The sequence below is a fragment of the Akkermansia muciniphila genome (genome assembly GCF_002884975.1).
GTDB lineage: Bacteria > Verrucomicrobiota > Verrucomicrobiia > Verrucomicrobiales > Akkermansiaceae > Akkermansia > Akkermansia muciniphila_C.
Window position 1 is genome coordinate 245,379 of sequence record NZ_PJKB01000002.1, and the last position, 19,069, is coordinate 264,447.

12 protein-coding genes are annotated in these 19,069 nt (G+C 57.5%); 7 read left to right on the plus strand and 5 right to left on the minus strand.

The annotated features are described in order from the left end of the window. Positions 1-56: 56 nt before the first annotated feature. Genes CXU21_RS07130 through CXU21_RS07140 form a run of 3 tightly spaced genes read left to right on the plus strand, consistent with a single transcriptional unit; the run spans position 57 to position 3,805 of the window. A complete protein-coding gene (locus CXU21_RS07130) occupies positions 57-2,336 on the plus strand; it encodes a tetratricopeptide repeat protein (protein ID WP_102725578.1) in 2,280 nt (759 codons plus the stop codon). A gap of 25 nt (positions 2,337-2,361) precedes the next feature. After that, entirely contained in the window at positions 2,362-3,096 is a 735-nt protein-coding gene (locus CXU21_RS07135) for a thioredoxin-like domain-containing protein (RefSeq protein WP_180972705.1), read from the plus strand. A gap of 28 nt (positions 3,097-3,124) precedes the next feature. Further along, positions 3,125-3,805: a TetR/AcrR family transcriptional regulator gene (locus CXU21_RS07140; protein ID WP_102725580.1), complete on the plus strand. Its 681-nt coding sequence runs from the start codon at positions 3,125-3,127 to the stop codon at positions 3,803-3,805. Between the two features lie 37 nt (positions 3,806-3,842). Here CXU21_RS07140 and thiE read toward each other — a convergent pair whose 3' ends face one another. Further along, complete coding sequence (gene thiE, locus CXU21_RS07145) at positions 3,843-4,487, minus strand: thiamine phosphate synthase (protein WP_102725581.1); 645 nt, start codon at positions 4,485-4,487, stop codon at positions 3,843-3,845. 87 nt (positions 4,488-4,574) lie between these two features. Between thiE and CXU21_RS07150 the strand changes: the two genes are divergently transcribed. The 3 genes from CXU21_RS07150 to CXU21_RS07160 are packed head-to-tail and all read left to right on the plus strand — an operon-like array spanning position 4,575 to position 9,734. Next, positions 4,575-5,621 carry a quinone-dependent dihydroorotate dehydrogenase gene (locus CXU21_RS07150; RefSeq protein ID WP_102725582.1) on the plus strand — a complete coding sequence of 349 codons (1,047 nt, stop codon included), beginning with the start codon at positions 4,575-4,577 and terminating at the stop codon, positions 5,619-5,621. A gap of 32 nt (positions 5,622-5,653) precedes the next feature. Then, complete coding sequence (gene dnaE, locus CXU21_RS07155; protein WP_102725583.1) at positions 5,654-9,178, plus strand: DNA polymerase III subunit alpha; 3,525 nt, start codon at positions 5,654-5,656, stop codon at positions 9,176-9,178. Between the two features lie 4 nt (positions 9,179-9,182). Beyond that, positions 9,183-9,734, plus strand: a complete 552-nt coding sequence (locus tag CXU21_RS07160) for a GNAT family N-acetyltransferase (protein ID WP_102725584.1) — start codon at positions 9,183-9,185, stop codon at positions 9,732-9,734. Positions 9,735-9,881: 147 nt separating this feature from the next. Here CXU21_RS07160 and CXU21_RS07165 read toward each other — a convergent pair whose 3' ends face one another. Further along, entirely contained in the window at positions 9,882-13,535 is a 3,654-nt protein-coding gene (locus CXU21_RS07165) for an autotransporter domain-containing protein (RefSeq protein WP_102725585.1), read from the minus strand. Between the two features lie 473 nt (positions 13,536-14,008). On the opposite strand from CXU21_RS07165, the gene CXU21_RS07170 reads away from it, so the two are divergent. Then, a complete protein-coding gene (locus tag CXU21_RS07170) occupies positions 14,009-15,409 on the plus strand; it encodes a glutamate decarboxylase (RefSeq protein WP_102712235.1) in 1,401 nt (466 codons plus the stop codon). Positions 15,410-15,862: 453 nt separating this feature from the next. Here the strand turns inward: CXU21_RS07170 and CXU21_RS07175 are convergent, their stop codons facing one another. The 3 genes from CXU21_RS07175 to CXU21_RS07185 form a co-directional block, all read right to left on the minus strand. Next, the gene (locus CXU21_RS07175) at positions 15,863-16,594 is read right to left on the minus strand and encodes a peptidoglycan recognition protein family protein (RefSeq protein WP_102711824.1); all 732 of its coding nucleotides are present in this window, start codon (positions 16,592-16,594) and stop codon (positions 15,863-15,865) included. A gap of 146 nt (positions 16,595-16,740) precedes the next feature. Then, positions 16,741-17,661: a type I phosphomannose isomerase catalytic subunit gene (locus CXU21_RS07180; RefSeq protein ID WP_180972706.1), complete on the minus strand. Its 921-nt coding sequence runs from the start codon at positions 17,659-17,661 to the stop codon at positions 16,741-16,743. 98 nt (positions 17,662-17,759) lie between these two features. Then, a complete protein-coding gene (locus tag CXU21_RS07185) occupies positions 17,760-19,007 on the minus strand; it encodes a hypothetical protein (RefSeq protein ID WP_102725587.1) in 1,248 nt (415 codons plus the stop codon). Between the last annotated feature and the right edge of the window lie 62 nt (positions 19,008-19,069).

Sequence of the window (19,069 nt, forward strand, 5' to 3'; positions counted from 1 at the left end):
GCTTTGTGTAAAAGTTCCTTGGTGGAGCGCGTAGGATATGGCAGAATATTTCCGCCATGTCCAAGCCCGAGTCCACTGATGTTTCCGTGAACAAATCCTCCATGAAAAAATGGGTGGTTCTCCTTATTGTTCTTGGTGCGCTGATTGGGCTGGGTACGGTGATGAAGGCATGGATGGACCGGCGCTCCGGCGCGGAAGCCCAGCCGGCCGTTTTCTCCGGCGGCAGTGAGCACTGGGACCAGAATGAAGTTCCCATCTCCATGCAGTGCGGCGCCTGCCATGAAAAGGAATTTCGGCAGTGGGCCGGTTCGGACCACGCCTGGGCGTTCCGCAAGCTTGGGGACCAGTGGGAGTCTGAGGCGTTCCATAACATGAAGCTGGACGCCCACGGAAGCATTCTCCAATTTTCCACGGATGCCCAAGGCCGCATGGTGCATGACGGGCAGTCCAATACTGCCTGGCGAGCGGAATGGGCTACGGGAAGGATTCCGCTGGTGCAGTACCTGGTGCCCGCAAAGGACGGAGGCTACCATACCCTGAGCGCTGCGTGGGATGTAAACCGCAAGGAGTGGTTTGACATTTTCGGCAAGGATGCCCGGCAGCCCGGAGACTGGGGGCACTGGACGGGCCGCGGCATGAACTGGAACACGCAGTGCGCATGGTGCCACATGTCCCTGTTCCATAAGAACTATGATCCGGTCAAGGACCGTTACGCTTCCACATGGACGGAACCCGGAGTGACCTGCATCCAGTGCCATGGTCCCCTGCTGGACAAGCCGGAGGCGGGAACGGGATGCATGATTTCCACCAAAAACAAGCTGACGCCGGAGCAAATTCACGACAACTGCGCATCCTGCCATGCCCGGCGGGATGAATTCGATCACGATTTTGCCATAGGTGACCGTTTTGACAATCATTTCCAGCTCGTGCTTCCTGTGCAGCCCGGCGTCTTCTGGCCCAACGGCATGCAGAGGGATGAGGATTATTGTGAAACGGGCCTGCGCCTGAGCCGCATGGGTAAGGCGGGCGTCACCTGCCTGGACTGCCATGATCCGCATACGGGAACGCTGAAGCTTCCGCAGGAGGATAATACGCTCTGTCTGAGGTGCCATGGGACTGGGGAGGCTGTGAACGGGGTGAAAGCCCCTATTATTGACATATCCAAACATACGCCGTGCCCCCAGTCCAGCATGGGCGCCCGCTGTGTGGAATGCCACATGCCGGAAAGCCTGTACATGGCCCGCGACCCACGCCGGGACCACTCCTTCAATTCTCCTGATCCTCTCCTGAGCGTGGAGCTGGGCATTCCCAATGCCTGCACCATGTGCCACAGGGAAAAGAGCAATGAATGGGCCGCGGAAGCGGTGGAAAAATATTATGGGTCCAATCCCAAGATGGCGCAGTACAGGGACCGTACCAGGGCCGTGCAGCGCGCCTATGAAGGGCGGGAGGATGTGCTGCCGCTGCTGATGGAGTGCTTCAAGCGGGAGGAAGTGGGCGCCTGGCGCGCCACTCTGCTGGATTTGATGGATGCCTGGGCGCATGAACCGGCTGTCCAGGAACTGGCCGCTGCGGCGGTCAAGGATCCGGATGCCCTGACGCGCGCCGCTGCCGCCAAGGTAATGGGCCGTGCGGGCAATCCCGCCGCGGGCAAATTACTTAATGACCCGTTCAAGGTTGTCCGCCTGCAAGCGGAATGGGCCCTCCGGGATTCCCTGCCGCCGGATAGCCCGGCCATGAAGGAGCTGACCGCCGCCGCGCTTCATCAGGCGGACCAGCCTTCCGGAGCGATGAAGCTGGCCCAGATAGCCATCAGCCGCAAGGATGCGAAGGCCGCGGAACAATGGTTTGCCAAGGCTCTGAAATGGGATGCCACGTCCTCCGTAGTGCACCGGGATTACGCCGTTTTCCTGGCCTCCCAGGGGCGCAGCCCGGAAGCGGTGGAGCAGATGAAGGAGGCCGTCCGCCTGGCTCCGAAGGATGCCAACCTGTGGTACCTGCTGGGGCTGGGGCAGATTGAGAATAATGATGAGCCGGGAGCTCTGGAATCCTTTAATGCGGCCCTGAAAATAGAGCCCTCTTTCATCCGCGCCCTGTTTAACCGCGCCCTGCTTAATGAAAAGGTGGGACGGCTGGAGCAAGCGCTCCAGGACCTGGAGAATTGTTCCTCCCTGGACAAGGAAAATGCGGACATTCCGTTCACGCTGGCCGTGATGCTTTACCGCAACGGCCGTTACCGTGACGCAGCGGCAGCGGCAGCAGAAGCCCTGCGCCGTGATCCGGGGCATGCCCAGGCCCGTCAAATTCTGGAATCGGCTTCTCGACATGGGAGATAGGAAAGAGTATATCAGCGTTGTGTACATGAATTTTCCCCCTTTGCGTATTCTGCTGGCGTCTGCGTTCTTGCTGGGAGCCTCCTTCTGTTTTGCCGGTTCTCCTGATGCGGCGGAGGACCCTTCCCTCCGTACCTGGACGAATAAAGGCACGGGAACCACGGTGGAGGCGCGCCCCATCGCCATCAATATGAAGACGGTCAAACTGGTGACCACGGCCAAAAAGCCCATCACGATACCGTTGGAAAAGCTTTCAGAGGAAGACCGGGCATGGCTGGAGGAACACAAGGAGGTGATAGGGAAGCCTCTCTCGGAATGGTCCTCCGTGCCGTCCGGGCCCGTGGCTGAGGAAATGAAGGGGAAGACCTACATGCTGGACAACGGCAAGCTCAGGAAGAAGGACGGCAAATTGAATCCCCGGCATTTTATCCTGTATTTCAGCGCGAGCTGGTGCGGCCCCTGCTGCCGGAATGCCCCCCACAGCGTGGAAGCTTACAACAAGGCGGTGAAAGACAATCCGGATGTGGAAGTAATCATGTGCAATCTGGACCAGAACCTGGAAGCCGCCCAAAAATGGGCCGCCGCCAACAATATGCCGTGGCCCATCCTGCTGAAGAAGGATTTGACGGAGCTGGCCAGGAAAGTGGCTCCCCGCGGCATTCCCACGATGATTCTGGTGGACAAGGACGGCAAGGCCATCCAGTCTTCCCAGGACATGGAGCAACTGGTAAAGGCTATCGGTTCAAGCCGGTCCTCCCGCTAGTCTGCAATACCTTTAATGTTCTGGAACGATGTCTTCCACCCGCAAATCCCAGTCCGACCGTTCTGCTGAAACCAGCGGCAAGATTCTTCGCGCGGCGCAGAAACTTTTTGCTCTCAGAGGATTTGACGGAGTGACCATGAGGGCCATTGCTTCTGAAGCGGGGGTGAACCTGGCCTCCATTGTTTACTACTTTGAAAATAAGGAAGGGTTGTACCTTGCCGTGTTCAGGCAGTATGCGGAACCCCTGATGGAGGAGCGCATGAAGATGCTGAAGGAGGCGGACCTTCATCCGTCCCTGCGTGCGTACGCCCGTGCATTCATTGAACCGGCTTTCCGGCTGCTTCTGGATAAAAACCTGGGTGGCCCGGACCATGCCCGGCTGCTGTGGCGGCTGCCTCAGGAACCGGAATATCTGGGGAGAAAGATTTACGATGAATTCTATGCTCCGCTCATCCGGGAAATGACGCAGAGGGTGCGCCAGTTCTGCCCGTGGGATGACGAGCTCTCCATCTCCTGGCACATCCACATCATGAGTTCCATTTTCCACGCCACGCTGGGGAAGTACGTCACCCGGCTGGAACTTCATGACAAGGAGCCGTGGATGAAGGATCAGGACCGCGTTCTGCAAATGATCGTGAATACGGCGGTTCTGCTGATTTCACGTCCCGCCCTTTCTCCGGAAGGAGAGGAAGAGCAGGGGAAGCGGTGAAAATGGAACGGCGTGCCTGTAAGGCACGGTGTTTTTCCTATATTTCTCCCAGCGTCCTTCTTAGCGCCGTTACTGCCCCCGTGATGTCCGGGTGCGTGAGCAGCCAAGAGACGATAACGACCCGTGCCGCGCCTGCTTTCAGAACGTTGGGAAGGGTGTCCCCGTTGATGCCGCCAATGCAGAAGACCGGGAACTCTTCCGAAAGCTGCCGCCGCACGTTTGCAATGTCTTTCAGTCCGATGGCCGGTCTCCCCGGTTTGGTGCCGGTGGGGAACAAGGGGCCGAATCCGATGTAGTCCGCCTGCTCCCGGAACGCTTCCAGAGCCTGTTCCGGGCTGTGCGTGGAACGCCCGATGATGCAGTCCGGTCCCAGCATGGCCCGGACAGGCGCCAGGGGACCGTCGTCCTGTCCCAGATGAACGCCGTCCGCTCCGGTGCTCAGGGCTATTTCAGGATAGTCGTTGATGATGAAAAGGCAGCCGTGTTTGCGGCACAGGGGGGCAAGCTGGCTCCCCAGCTGTTCAATACGTTCCGGAGCACAGTTTTTCGCCCGGAGCTGGAGGATGCCCAAACCGCCAGCCAGCAATTTTTCCGTAACGGAAAGCATTTGGTTTTCAGCAGTGTATCCCATATCCACAATGCCGTACAGGCGGCAGGGCGAGAGGCGTTCCTTCCTGTTCATGGAAGGGAATTGTACCGGATAAAATCATCCCGGCAAGACGCTTCCCATTCTTGACCCTAATGGAAGGTGTAGTATACTCTCCGCATCGTGTCACCCGCCTTATATTCCGCCGCCAAAAGTGTATTGTTCCAAATGAATCCGGAGACCGCCCACAATGTGACCTTGTGGGGGCTGCGCCTGGCAGAAAAGATGCGCGTACTGCCTCTTCTGATGGGTAATATTCCTTCCGATCCCGTGGAAATCCTGGGGATGAAATTCCCCAACCGGATAGGCCTTGCCGCCGGGATGGACAAGGAGGCGGACACGGTGAACGCATTCGGACAGGTTGGCTTCGGCTTTGTGGAGGTGGGTACGCTGACGCCGCGTCCTCAGCCGGGCAATGACAAGCCCCGGCTGTTTCGCCTGATTCCCCAAAGGGCCATCATCAACCGGATGGGCTTCAACAATGACGGCATTGCCGCCGGAGTAGAGAACATCCGTTCCGCTACCCGTTTTCATGGCGTCCTTGGCGTCAACATCGGGAAAAACAAGGTAACGCCCAATGAAGATGCGGCCCAGGACTACCTGACCTGCCTGCGTGCGGCATGGCCCGTGGCGGATTACATCGCCATCAACTTCTCTTCTCCCAATACGCCCGGCTTGCGCGAGCTCCAGGCCGCAGAACCCGCCGCGCGCCTGCTGGCTTCCCTGAAAGCCGAGCAATCCAACCTTGCCGCGGAAACCGGACGTAACGTGCCCATTTTCATGAAAGTGGCCCCGGATATGACGGAGGAACAGATAACGGAACTCAGCCGCGTCTTCTTGGATGAAGGGCTGGACGGCCTCATAGCTACGAACACCACGCTTTCCCGTGCCGGAGTGGAAGCCAGTCCGCGCCATGAAGAAGCGGGAGGCCTGTCTGGAGCGCCGCTGACGGAGCGGTCCACGGAAGTCATCGCGGCCTTTGCTTCCGAGCTGAAGGGGCACATTCCTATTATCGGCATAGGCGGCATCATGAGCGGCGCGGACGCTGTTGCCAAGATCAAGGCAGGGGCCAGCCTCGTCCAGCTTTACACGGGTTTTCTCTACCGCGGCCCGGACCTCATCCGGGAATGCGTGGAAGCCATGAAGGCGGAATGCCCCGTTAACTCCTGATCCGACTTATTCAACGCACACAGGTTTCATCCATGCCCGGTTCCTTCGTACACCTTCACAACCACACGGAATACTCTCTGCTGGACGGCGCTGTCCACATCAAGGACCTCATTGCGGAATGTTCCCGCATGGGCATGCCCGCCGTCGCTGTTACGGACCACGGCAACCTCTTTGGAGCCATTGAGCTCGTGATGGAGGCGAACAACCTTAACAAGTCCGTAGCCGCTTGGAACAAAGAGCATCCGGAAGGACCCCAGAAACAGCCGGTGAAGCCCATCTTCGGCTGTGAGGTATACCTTTCCCCCACGCCCATAAGCGTGAAAAAGCAGCTTCCCGGACGGCGCAAATACACGCACCTGCTTCTTCTGGCGGAAAATGAAACCGGCTGGCAGAATCTTGTCAAGCTGGTGTCCCGCTCCCATCTGGAAGGTTTTTACTACAAGCCACGCGTGGATATGGACACCCTGCGGGAATTCCATGAAGGCCTCATCTGCTGCACGGCGTGCGTCGCCGGACCGCTGAATGAATGGCTGCTCAACGACCAGTTTGAAAAGGCGGAGGAAGCCCTGCTGGCGCTGAAGGACATCTTCGGGGATGATAACATCTTTGTGGAGCTTCAGGACCACGGCCTGGAGGAAGAAAGAAAATGCCTGCCCGGGCTGGTGAGCATCGCCCGCAAGACCAACACCCCCATTGTGGCCACCAATGACGTGCACTTTCTCCGGAAGGAAGATCACGACATGCACGATGTGCTGATCTGCGTAGGGACCAACGAAAAACTGGCTTCTCCCAAGCGCATGCGCTACTCCACGGAAGTCTACCTGAAATCTCCCGAGGAAATGCGGGAAGTGTTCCGTGACTACCCGGACGCCGTGGAAAACACGCTGAAAATCGCGGAACGGTGCAACGTCACTATCAAGCTGGACTCCGCCAGTACGGAAAAATACCCGGAATTCGGCACTCCGGACGGCTCCACGCGTGAGGAATACCTGCGCAAGGTATGTTATGAAGGTCTGGAGGAACGGTACGGCAAGGAACGCGTGGCTACGGACAAGGAGCTTCGCGACCGTCTGGATTATGAGCTGGGAATCATCAACCAGTTGAAATTCCCCTCCTACTTCCTGATTACGGCGGACTTCATCAACTGGGCGAAGGACCATGACATTCCCGTGGGTCCCGGGCGCGGTTCCGCCGCCGGCTCCCTGGTGGCGTATTCCATGAAGATCACGAACATCGACCCCCTGCGGTTCGGCCTGATCTTTGAACGTTTCCTGAACCCGGAGCGCGTCAGCCCTCCCGATATCGACATTGACTTTTGCCAGACCCGCCGTCCGGAAGTGATTGACTACGTGCGGCAGAAATATGGGGAACGAGCCGTGTCCCACATCATCACGTACGGCACCATGGGCGCCAAATCCGTGCTCAGGGACGTGGCCCGTGTGATGGACATGTCCTATGCGGACGGAGACCGCATCTCCAAGCTGATTGAAACCGGCCCCAAGGTGACCCTTCAGTCCAGCTACAAGAGCAATGAAGAGCTGCGGGAGCTGATCGCGTCCGATGAAACGTATGCGGAACTCTGGGGCTATGCGACGCGCCTGGAAGGGCTTATCCGCAACGTGGGCGTGCACGCTGCGGGCGTTGTGATTGGTGACCGGCCCCTGGATGAGCATGTGGCCCTCACCCGTGACGACCTTTCCGACCCGCATGCCGCCGTTGTCGCCCAGTGCGATATGAGCGCCATTTATGAAGTGGGCCTCTTGAAGATGGACTTTCTGGGCCTGAAAACCTTGACCGTCATGCATGATGCGGAGGAATACGCCCGCTGGCGCGTGCCGGAATTCAAGCTGGACTCCGTCCCCCTGGATGACAAGGAAACGCTGGACCTGCTGAACAGGGGGGATACGATGGGCGTGTTTCAGCTGGAATCCGGCGGCATGGTGGACACCTGTCGGCGTTACGGCATCCAGAAGATTGAAGACATCATTGACTTGCTGGCCTTGTACCGTCCGGGCGCCATGCAGTTCATGGATGAAATGATTGAAGTCAAGAAAGGGCTGCGACAGGTGGTGTATGAACACCCCTTGCTGGAACAGGTCAGCGGAGAAACCTACGGCGTAATGATCTACCAGGAACAGGTGCAGGCGGCGGCCAAGCTGCTGGCGGGCTATACGCTCGGCGGCGCTGACTTGCTGCGCCGCGCCATGGGTAAGAAGGACCCTGCAAAAATGGCCAAGGAAAAGGCCCACTTTGTGGAAGGGTGCTGGAAAACCAACCAGATTGACGAGAAGACGGCTACGGCCATCTTTGACAAGATTGAGAAATTCGCCGGATACGGCTTCAACAAATCCCACTCAGCCTGCTACGGCCATATCTCCTACTGGACGGCCTACCTCAAGGCCCACTTCCCCGTGGAATTCCTCTGCGGCTTGATGTCCAATGAAGCGAACAATGACAAAATCGGCGTGTTCATTCAGGAGGCCAACCGCATGGGCATTGAAATCCTCCCTCCCAACGTGAACAAGTCCATGCTTAAATTCACGCCTGAGAAAACGCCTTCCGGCAAGCTGGCCGTGCGCTACGGCCTGGCGGCCATCAAGAACGTGGGGGAAGGCGCCATGCAGATTCTTCTGGAAGAGCGGAAGCGGAATGGGGAATTCTCCAGCATGGAGGACATCTGCAACAGGCTGGATTCCAAATCCGTCAACAAGAAAATCTTGGAATCCCTGATTCGTGCCGGAGCGCTGGACTGGACGCTGGAACCGCGTTGCGCCCTGTTTGAGCGCGTGGACCTGGCCCTGAGCGGCGCTTCTCAGGTGCACAAGGATAAGGCTCTAGGGCAGGGCGCCCTGTTTGACATGACTTTTGAAGCCCCCAGGGTGAAGGATGAACCGGCCGTTCCGGAATGGCCCAAGGACCAGCGCATGGTGGATGAAAAGGACTTGCTGGGCGCCTACTTTTGCGGCCATCCCCTGGACTCCATGCGTGGCGTCATTGATGCGGAAAAATACACCCGCATAGGCCTTATTGACACGCTTGAATCACATGAACTCAAGCAGAAGCACCAGATCGCGGGAATGGTGCGCTCCGTCATCCCCAAGATCAGCAAGGCCGGAAGAAAATTCGCCGTCCTGACGCTGGAAGACTTTACCGGCAGCATTGAAGTGCTGCTATGGTCGGACGTTTATGAAAAGGCCCTGGAAATGGAAGGAGGTCTGGAACCGGGCGTCTTCGTTGCCGTGCGCGCCAACATCCGGGAAGATGACCGCACCTCTACCAAAAGCGTGGCTGCGCAGGGCGTGGAGCCTCTGGGCGGTAAACGGCGCAAATCCAGGGCAGGGGACCAGGGGCCGTTGAACATCATCGTCAGCCCCCTGCGCCACACGAGAAAAAATCTGGAGCAGATACGGGACATCCTGAAAAGATACCCGGGCCGCTCCAAGGTCAATCTCACCGTTAAGGACAGCCTGGGCCATAGCCAGATACTGGAACTGGACGAACAGTTCCGCGTCAACCGCTGCCGGGAGTTGGAAACGGAGCTTTCCATGTACAACTGACGCCATGGCGGAAGGAAAGATGCTTCTGCCGGAATCGGAACGCCTGGCATTCAGGGCATGGGAAGAAAGGGACTGGCCCTTCTTTGCCGCCATGAATGCCAATCCGCGGGTGATGCGCTTCTTTCCGGCTGTCATGACGGAGGAACAATCCCGTTCCATGTGGGACCGCATGCGTGCGGAACTGGATGAAAAAGGGTATGGCCTGTACGCCGTGGAGCTTAAAGCCTCTGGTGCCCTGATCGGATTGCTGGGGTTCCACTGGGCGGATTTTGCCGCGGAATTCACGCCCTGTGTGGAAATAGGCTGGCGGCTCGTCCCGGAAGCCTGGGGCCATGGCTACGCCACGGAAGGGGCCTGTGCATGCCTGGAACACGGTTTTGCCCGCCTGGGCTTTGACCGTGTGTACTCTTTCACCGCCTGCGTGAACCTCCCTTCGGAAGCCGTGATGAAGCGTGCCGCAATGAAGAAAACCGGGGAATTCAACCACCCTAAAGTGGCGCCGGATTCTATTTTATATCCCCACGTGCTGTATATGAGCGAAGCTCCGGACAGATGATTCCTGCGCACGGCTTCCATGTTTTTTCTGGTGCGCCTTCCGTGAAAAATCGAACGGGCTGCAATCCCGGAGGAATGCAGCCCGTTGACTGGGTGTGGGGCGCGTGGCAGCAGGACGGAACCGTCCCGGTGCCGTTTTTTGCGCAACTTAGAAGGCGTAGCTTACCCCGGCGTTGACCCGGTGGTAGGTTGACTTGCTCCTGCCTTCGAATTCATAGCCGGCGTAGGCCGTCCATTTGGGGTTAATGACGACGGTACTGTTGTAATTGACGCGTACGGCGTTCCGGTCCGGGCGGGAACCCCTCGCGGTCCAGCTGAAGTCGTTCAGCAGACGCGTTGCCCTGGTTTCCGGGTTGTCGCGCACCACGTCGGGCACGTAGCTTACGGACAGGCTGTTAACCCACAGCACGCCGTTGCTGAATTGCAGCGCCTTGCTGACTCCCACGCCCACGGGCAGGCTGAGGTTCTTCAGATTCCCGCGGTCAAAGTGCCGAGCGTCGTATCCCGTTTCCGTGAAGGAATTCTGGTTCACCTGCGTGTACTCGATTCCCAGGAAGGGGGAGAGCGTCCAGCCCTTGTTCAGGCTGTGGTCCCATGTGGCTTGAAGGGTGGCGAAGCCCATTCTGTTCTGCCATTTGCCGTGGGAGGCGCCCCCGTCATAATAGGAGTCCAGCTTGTTGGTCGTCCAGCCGAAGCCGGCAGTTCCGCTGATGGTCAGCATGTCCTTGGGAGCAAGCTGTTTTCTCCATGCTCCGTACAGCAGGGCAACGTAGGAGGTCTGGTCCACTTCGCTGGGCCAGCTCCGGCTCTTGTTGGTGCCGTACAGGTTGCCGAAGGCGGCACCCAGAATGGTGTTCGGGGTGAACCTGCGGTCTGCGCCCACGGCATAGCCGCCGCCATTGTAGTCATAGCCGTCAATGCCGTCCCGGGTGGCATGGTAGGTGAAGTCTCCCATGCCCTTGATCCAGAAGTTGTTCTTCGGGCCCATCAGGAAGCGGGTGATGCCCACCTGTCCCAGAGCAGCGTTGGAAACGGATTTCATGTTGGAAGCGGAGCTCCACATGGAGTTGCCGATGTCCGCCCCGGCCAGTTCCGGAAGAATTTCTTCAATGTCGTCCGTGGGGTTCCAGACGGCATACAGATGGTCGTTGATCCCGTCACCGTCCTGGTCTTCCCATTCCTTGGTCCAGTACCCTTCGTAGGTATAGGGGGAGTTGACGGTATCAGTCCCGGTGGCGCTTGAATAAATATTGTCAAAGTCACCGGAGGTGCCGGGAATGGCCGCATCCTCTATGGACATGGCCAGGAAGCGCTGTTTTTGCGCCCATCGCTTGTGGGCGTAGTCTTCCAGGGAATCCGCTACTCCCATGGAGCCGCCCATGGTGTGGCTGTTTGCCTGCTCAATGCTGAGGCCGGAGCTGTAATCGTCCATGAAGGGGCGGAAGTCAAAGATGACGCCCTTGCTGATGTCGATCGTATCTCCGCGGAAGGCGGCACCCCTCCCGGTTCTCAGGGTAACTCCGGATTCAATGGTGATGTCCTTGCTGTTCACGGAGCTGTTCCCCGTGATTTCCAGAATACCCTTGTTCACGGTGAAGGAGGAGTTTTTGGTGAGATCCTTGTTGCCATAGGTCACTCCGTCTTCCAGAATCAACGTGCCGTCATGCAAGGTGGTCTTGCCGCTGACGTTGAAGTACTTGGATTCCGCCAGCCGGTTTTGCCAGTCGCCTTCCGATTCTCCTGCTGCCTGGGTGATCAGCTTGTCTGCCTCCGCCCCGGAGAAACGGATGGTGCCCTTGAATTCCGGCGCAGTTCCGTTATACGGAGTCGTGTCCACTCCCTCGGACTTGTTAAAGTCAAAGACGATGTTGTCGTACTCCGCCCCGTCGCCTTCATTCCGGAAGGGGTCGTAGAAGGTGACCGTCCTTCCTTCCTGCGCGCGGAGCACCACGCTGTCCATGGAAGCGCTTCCGTTGGTTCCAAACACCAGGGAGTTCAGAATAGGGTTGGCCCCTCCGCGTTTTTCCGTGTTGCCTTTCACGATGATGTCCCCCTGGTCAGCGGAAAAGACGGCATCCTTGTAGTAGAGGAGCATGGCCCCCGCAACGCCGTCCACGGAGTTGTTTTCAATGAGCACGCCGCCGCGGTTATTGATGAATTCCAGGCCGTTGGCTCCCTGAAGAGCGCCCACATCCCATTTGGCCGAGTTTCCGGAAATGGTGACCTTCCCGGTATTGACAAAGGACGTTTTTCCGTCTACCAGCAGGGCTCCATATCCGTAATCCGTGGATTTGTTGTTGGAAATGGAAATATCTCCCGTATTGGCAAAGGACAGGTCCCCGTGGAACTGCCCCACGCCGTAGTGCCAGCCCGCCGTATTGTTGTCCATGGAGATGTTTCCGGTCCGGGTGAACGAGGTATTTCCGGTCACCTCAATGGCGCCGTTGTACTGGTCCGCACTATTTCCGGAAAGGGAGATGTTCCCGGCATCCGTGACGCTGAACGTACCGTAAAAACGCAGGGCGCCGTTGGACCCCTTGGTGGAGTTGCCTTTCACGGTGATGTTCCCGTTATTGCTGAACGTGGTATTGCCGAAGACGGCCACGCCGCCCATTTGCTTGTCCGAGCTGTTTCCTGAAATGGTGATGTCTCCCGTATTGGTGACATTCCAGTCCTTGCTGACCCAGCCCACGGCATACGTATTGTCCGCGTGGTTGTTGATGAAGGTGATGGAACCGACGTTATTAAGGTTGAGGCTTCCGCTGACGCCGAATGCCCCGGCGCTGTTGCTGGCCTGGTTGCCTTCAAAGCGCAGGTCCCCTCCGATGTTGGAGATGTCCAGGTCCTGGCCGCTGTATACTGCGCCGAAGTTGCCGTTCCATTCGGAAGTCAGTTCCCCGGCGTCCGCCCGGTTGTTCTTGAAAACCACGTCTCCGGTAACGCCGGCTATCTTCATGCCGCCTCCGGTATTTTCCTGTCCGTCTACGGCGCCTGCATAAGCGTAAATGGCTCCGGCCATCCATGCGGAATTATTTTCAAAGGTCATGTCGCCGTTGACGTTCTGGAACGTCAGCGCGTATTCCCCGGCGGGAATGTAGGCCTTGGTTGCCGTAGAGGTGGAGTCATGCGCTCCAGCGTAAATAGCGCCCCCGATGTTGGAGTGGGCGCTTGTGGGTGAGTGTCCGGTGGAGTTCCCGCTGAACAGGATGGACTTGGTATTTTCAAAGTCGATCTTTCCCCACGTGAACAGGGCTCCCCCCAGGGCCTGCCCCTGCTGGCTGTCGTCACCCAGCATGTTGTTGGTGAAGGAAATGTTGCCCATCTGGGAGAAGGTGATGTCTCCCCTTGCGTTCACGGCGCCCCCGGCATTCGTATCCGCATTCACGATGGACTTGCAATTGTTGAAGGAAAGGTCGCCCATGTCCGTGAAGGTGAGCGTTTCTCCGCGGATGGCGCCTCCGCCTTCATTGTCATTGACCCAGCGGTCGCTGTGAATGGAGGAACAGTCGTCAAAGCTCATGGACATTCCCGTGCCGGTAAATGTCATGACGGACTCGCTGGCGGGCTGGGTGTGGTCCGCCAGTTGGTTGAAGAAGACGCTCCCTGCGAAGACGGTGTCTTCCGTCCGGAATCCGGAAAAGCTCAGGTCCTCCTTCAAGGTGTAAGTAATGCTGTCCTGCGTCTCCTGGCGCGTGTCAACGGTGCCCTGATAGAGGTCTTCAGCCTGCTGGGCTGTTCCCGTCTGCGCCAGGGAGGCTGTCATCAGGAGAAGGATGGCGGATACTGCAAATTTTGGTTTCATTAGTATGCGGTAAGGTTCTTTGTTAGGTCCCAGACCTGAGCCGTCTTTTGCCCGGGCGCCCGGGTGGGGGCTGTTGCGCGCACCGGCACTGGTGTCTGGAAACTATGAGAGTCCCTAAAGGGCGTTTTTTCTCAACGGATGTCATGCTGCATCAGAAGGCTGTTCTAACATATAATTCCGCTTGGCCATTGAACCTGAAAACGTCCGGCTCCCTTATCTGTGAAAATATGGCCTGTGTCATACATAAGGTCTTTTGTGAGTGTAGGTCAGGAAATATAACAAATTTTGTAATTTAATGATTTTTAGTAATGGGTGGATAATAAAATAAAGCTTGTTCCTGTATTTTTGTAGAAAAGTTATGCAGGGGTGAATGACAATAGAAATATGAACACTTTTGTTCGTGAAGGCTTCTATCCTTCATGCGGGCGGTCTTTCACGGCTGGCCCGGAAACGATGAAACAATAGATACCGTCATGTTTGATCCAAATCAAAAACCCGATACAGCCCGGGCAGAAAATTCCATTTTCGGCTCTCCGGAAGCAGACAACCTCCTGCCCAAGGACCAGTTCCCGGATTACGCCATGCGCGCAGAAGACGCCTTCCAGCTGGTGTCCGATGAATTAATGCTGGACGGCAACGCCCGCCAGAACCTTGCAACCTTCTGCCAGACATGGGATGAAAAGCAGGTCAGGATGCTGATGAATCTCAGCATTAACAAAAATATGATCGACAAGGATGAATATCCCCAGACAGCCGCCATTGAAATGCGCTGCGCTGCGATCATTGCCAATCTTTGGAACGCCAGCCAGGATGAAAAGCCCATCGGCTGTTCCACCATCGGTTCCAGTGAAGCATGCATGCTTGGCGGCATGGCTGCCCTGTGGCGCTGGAGAGCCCGCCAGAAGGCTGCCGGAAAACCCACTGACAAGCCCAACCTGGTATGCGGGCCCGTCCAGATCTGCTGGCACAAGTTCTGCCGCTACTGGGACATTGAAATGCGTGAAATCCCCATGTCACCCGGAAAATGGAAGATGGATGTGGACAGCATGCTGGAACAGATTGATGAAAACACCATCGTGGTGGTTCCCACCTTCGGCGTGACCTATACGGGCGCTTATGAACTGCCTGCGGAAATTGCCAAGGCCCTGGACGATTACGAAGACAGGACCGGTATCAGTGTGGACATCCACGTGGACGGCGCCAGCGGCGGCTTCCTGGCCCCGTTCTGCGCTCCGGACATCGTCTTTGACTTCCGTATTCCCCGCGTCAAATCCATCAGCGCTTCCGGCCACAAATACGGTCTTGCTCCGCTCGGAGTGGGCTGGGTGGTATGGAGAGACATTGCCGACCTGCCTGAAGGGTTGATCTTCAACGTCAACTATCTTGGAGGTGAAATCCCCAACTTCGCCATCAACTTCTCACGGCCGGCCGGACAGATCATCTGCCAGTATTATGACTTCATCCGTCTGGGCAAGGAAGGGTATACCAACATCCATACCCAGGCCTATGAAGTGGCCAAGTACATTTCAGATGAGGTTTCCAAGCTGGGGCCGTACGAATTCATTTGCACGGGCGATCCGGAAAAGGGCATTCCCGCCGTCTGTTTCTTCATCAAGGACGGAGCCAAGACGAACTATACCCTCTTCGACCTCTCGGACAAACTGAGAACCCGCGGCTGGCAGGTGCCCGCCTTCACCCTCCCGGCAAATTGCCAGGATACGGTGGTGATGCGCGTCATGGTCCGCCAGGGCTTCTCCAAGGACCTTGCAGACCTGTTCCTTGAAGACTTCAAGCGCATGCTTGCCTTCTTCGAGAAGCACCCGGTCACTTCCCCGATGACGGCGGAAGAAGGCACGGCCTTCCACCACTCCTGATGGAAGACCCGCTGAGTGATTTTTGTTGGATGAATAAGTGTGTGTAAGCGCAGCTCCGCAGTTGCCAAGGTTTGTGCGTGGACCTGGCAGCTGCGGAGTTCTTTTTTGCTCCCTTCACTTTCCCGTAAAAAACACCGGGTCTGCCTGTAAGCAAACCCGGTGTTTTTTATATGGGAAAAGGCATGCGGCTTATTTTGCGGCAGTCAGGTTGCGGGGCAGGGCCCGGCGTGCCTGGAAAAAATTCCCGGCTGCGCCATGCTGCAGATTTGATGATTTTGCGCTAGCTCCGGAACGGGGGCGGCTTCCCGGCTGGGGCGGTGCAAGGGGTGGGCATCAGCACAAAATACTTCACCGGCCATGTTCGCATGGCGGAAAAAAGAAGGAGGGCATCCTGCGGAAAGGAGCCTTCAATCCGCTTTAATCCCGGAGCCGGTGGGGCGGCGGGAATTGTGTTCAGCTGATGCAGCGGAAGTAATAATCCACGCGGGAAATGAACCAGGACCATTTGAAGCCGGGCTTGCCGTTGTCCAGCAGCAGGTGCGGGCAGCGCTTTCCGGTCCAGTAGTAATGCGGTACGACGTTCCGCAGGGGAATATCGTAGGCATACATGTTATAGGCGGCCAACTTGGCAGCGCGGTCAAAAGTCTTCACGATGCTCTGGCCGCGTTTTTCACACATTTCAATGCCGATGGAGTACAGGTCCCCGGGGCCGCCGCGGTCCGCATGGCGGCCCGTTTCATTCAGAGGGATGTGCTGCATGGCTACATACGGGTCCACCGTGTAATGCCAGTTGCAGTGCAGTGCGCCGTTATTCAGGGCGCGTGCATGCTGCATGGCGTCTGCGGACGGGTTTTCCGTATTGTGCATGGTGATGAAGCGCGGCTTCATCCGGGAGGAGCGCCGGCGCAGCGGGGAAGAGCTGGGCATGAACATCGGGTGCACATTGCATTCCGCCAGCAGCTGCCGCGGGGAGCGCTTCACCAGGGGAACGCCGGAGGGTTTGAAGGAGATCATGGGCGCCATTCCGGCTTTGCCGGAGGGTTCCGAACAACTGGTCAGGGCCAGCAGGGCGGCGGCTTCCATCAGGAAGGTGCGGCGGTCAATGCCCCGGACTTTTTCCAGCATGGGCTGGAGCTGTCCGGAAACGCGGCCAAGATAAGTGGCGATGGTGGAAATATTGCTCATACGGCTGTCCGGGGGTGGGGATTTGCGGCGCTGATGCGGGAAAAGTTTAGTTCAAGCTAAGATTCACTTCGCTTCTTTGCAACGAAAAAGTGTGAAAGCTTTAGCTTTGTGCTGAATTCTTCACGCTTTTTGTCATATTGGCCTGTTCAAACCGTTGTTAAAAGCAAAACGGTCTCCGGCTCCGCGGCGGTTACGGCGTCCGCGCCTACCGGGGAAAGGATGAATTCCCCCTGCCGGGCCGTTTTTCCGCCCCATGTTACGGAGCCGCGGAGAACCGTAAAAATGGCAAAGCGGGAAGCGTCCGGCTGGGTGAACCGGGCCCCTCTGTCCAGCCGGTATTCCTCCATGGTGAAATGCGGCATTTCGGTCAGGTAGCCGGGGCGACGGCTGAGTTCCCGGAATTCCGCGATGGAATCCAGAGCCTGGTCCATATGCAGTTCCCTCCCTTTTCCTGAAGCGTCCGTCCGGTTCCAGTCGTAGAGACGGTAGGTAGTGTCGCTGTTCTGCTGGATTTCCGCAATGAGGTGTCCGGCGCCGATGGCGTGGACCAGGCCCGCGGGAATGTAGAGGTGTTCGCCTTCCTTCAAATGGGTGGAACGTATCAATGCTTCCATCCGGCCCGTTTCCGCCGCGCGGCGGATGTCTCCGGGTGTGGCGTCTTCTTCCATACCTCTGTAAATCAGCGCGTCCGGTTCTGCGTTCAGCACGTACCAGACTTCGTTTTTAACTTCTCCGTTCAGGGCGGCTGCCGTGCGTTCCGGGGGATGCACCTGGACGGAAAGGTTTTCACGGGCATCCAGAATTTTGCAGAGCAGGGGAAAGCTCGGAAAACGTTCATAGCCGGGGCCGAAAATTTCCTCCCTCCGTTCCTCCCACAGCCGGTGCAGGGGCATTCCTTCCCATTCTCCTTCCCGCACCATGCTCATGGCTTCCGGACGGTCGCTGATTTCCCAGGCTTCCCCGTAGGCCGTTTCCCGGTCGGGCAATTCCCGGCCCAGCAAGGTTCTCATGTACTGGCCGCCCCAGATGCGGGGCTGGTATAGGGAGTGAAAGCGGAAAGGCTGCATGGTAATAAAAGGAACGTAGGCCATCTTTTACAGGCACACAAGCAAAATGCCCGCAGGAGGCCTGCGGGCATGGAGAAGGGATAATCGTGCGTTTCCGGTTATTTGATGGATTCCCAGACGATGCCGATTTCATCAAACGGCACGTATTCCTTGTTTTTGTCCGGCTTTGGTACGCCGTAATTGGTCCGGAACAGGGGGAGAATGGGAGCTCCCGTCTTCGGGTCCTTGCTCATGGGCGGCACGCCCACTTCTTCCAGAAGAAGAGTCATGCCAAATTCCCCGCCGGGACCTTCGCTAACCAGGATTTCAATGGGGTATACCTTGCCTTGCTCCACCGTGAACGGCTTGCCGGCGGCTACGCCGCGCATGGTGTTGTTCCAGTGTCCGGAAGTGCCGTACTTGTAGAACGTGACGGGCGGAACGTTGATGCCGATGTCCTTGAGTTCCTTTTTCTGCGCATCGTTGCCGGGTTTGCCTTCCATGGCATCCAGCCATTGCGCGTTGTTCGCCGTCATTTTTCCCAGGGAGGCGGATTCCCAGCCGTAATCGAATACGTTCTGGTTATTGAACCGCACTGCCAGATAGTCGTCTCCCAGGCCCACAAAGCGGAACGTTCCGGACTTGGGCGCGCGAACCTTGCCGCGGTAAATGGCAAGCCACTGGCTGGGTTTGACCTTGTCGTCGCATCCGTAGGCCTTGGGCGCGTCTTTAGCGGGGGTTCTGGGGATGTAGAACTGGGCGGCGTACAGCTGCTGGGGCGCCTTGTAAAAGCGGTTCAGCTCCGATTCATTCCAGCCTTTGTTGACAAAGCGGGAAAGAAAGGCGCGGTACTGCTCCATGTTCATATTGGTGGGACGCCCTCCGGGCGTCTGCTTGGCGTCGTAAAAGGTCCCCACCAGCGTACTGCCGGAAGGCTGGGACGTGCCGAATGCAGAAGTGGAATCTCCCAGGTCGGGGCCGAATCCGTCTCCCATGCCAAGCGCGGTCCCTTCCTCCAGCATGACGGGTTCGTCCGGGGGATCAATGTCAATTTTGGGGAGGCTGACCGGGGCGGCGGCCGCGGCCACCACTACCTTGACGGGCGTTTCCGCATGGGAGGAAGAGGAAGTTTCCCTCTGCACTTCCGGCGGAGGGGGCGTATCCGCCGGGGGGGCATCGTCAGGCGTGATGTAGCCTACCACCTTGGGCTCTTCCGGGGAAGCGATGATGATGGTCAGGGAATAGAGAATGGCTCCGGCAAGAATGACGGAGAGAAAGGATGTCGCCAGTGCGGCAATGTAATTTTTCCGCCTTTCCTTGCGCAGCGTGTCTACTGCTTCTTCTGTGGGTTCGATATGAAGGCTCATGCATATATGATAACACAGGAGCTCCATATGTTGAGTAACATGCGGATAACAAGGATAACATG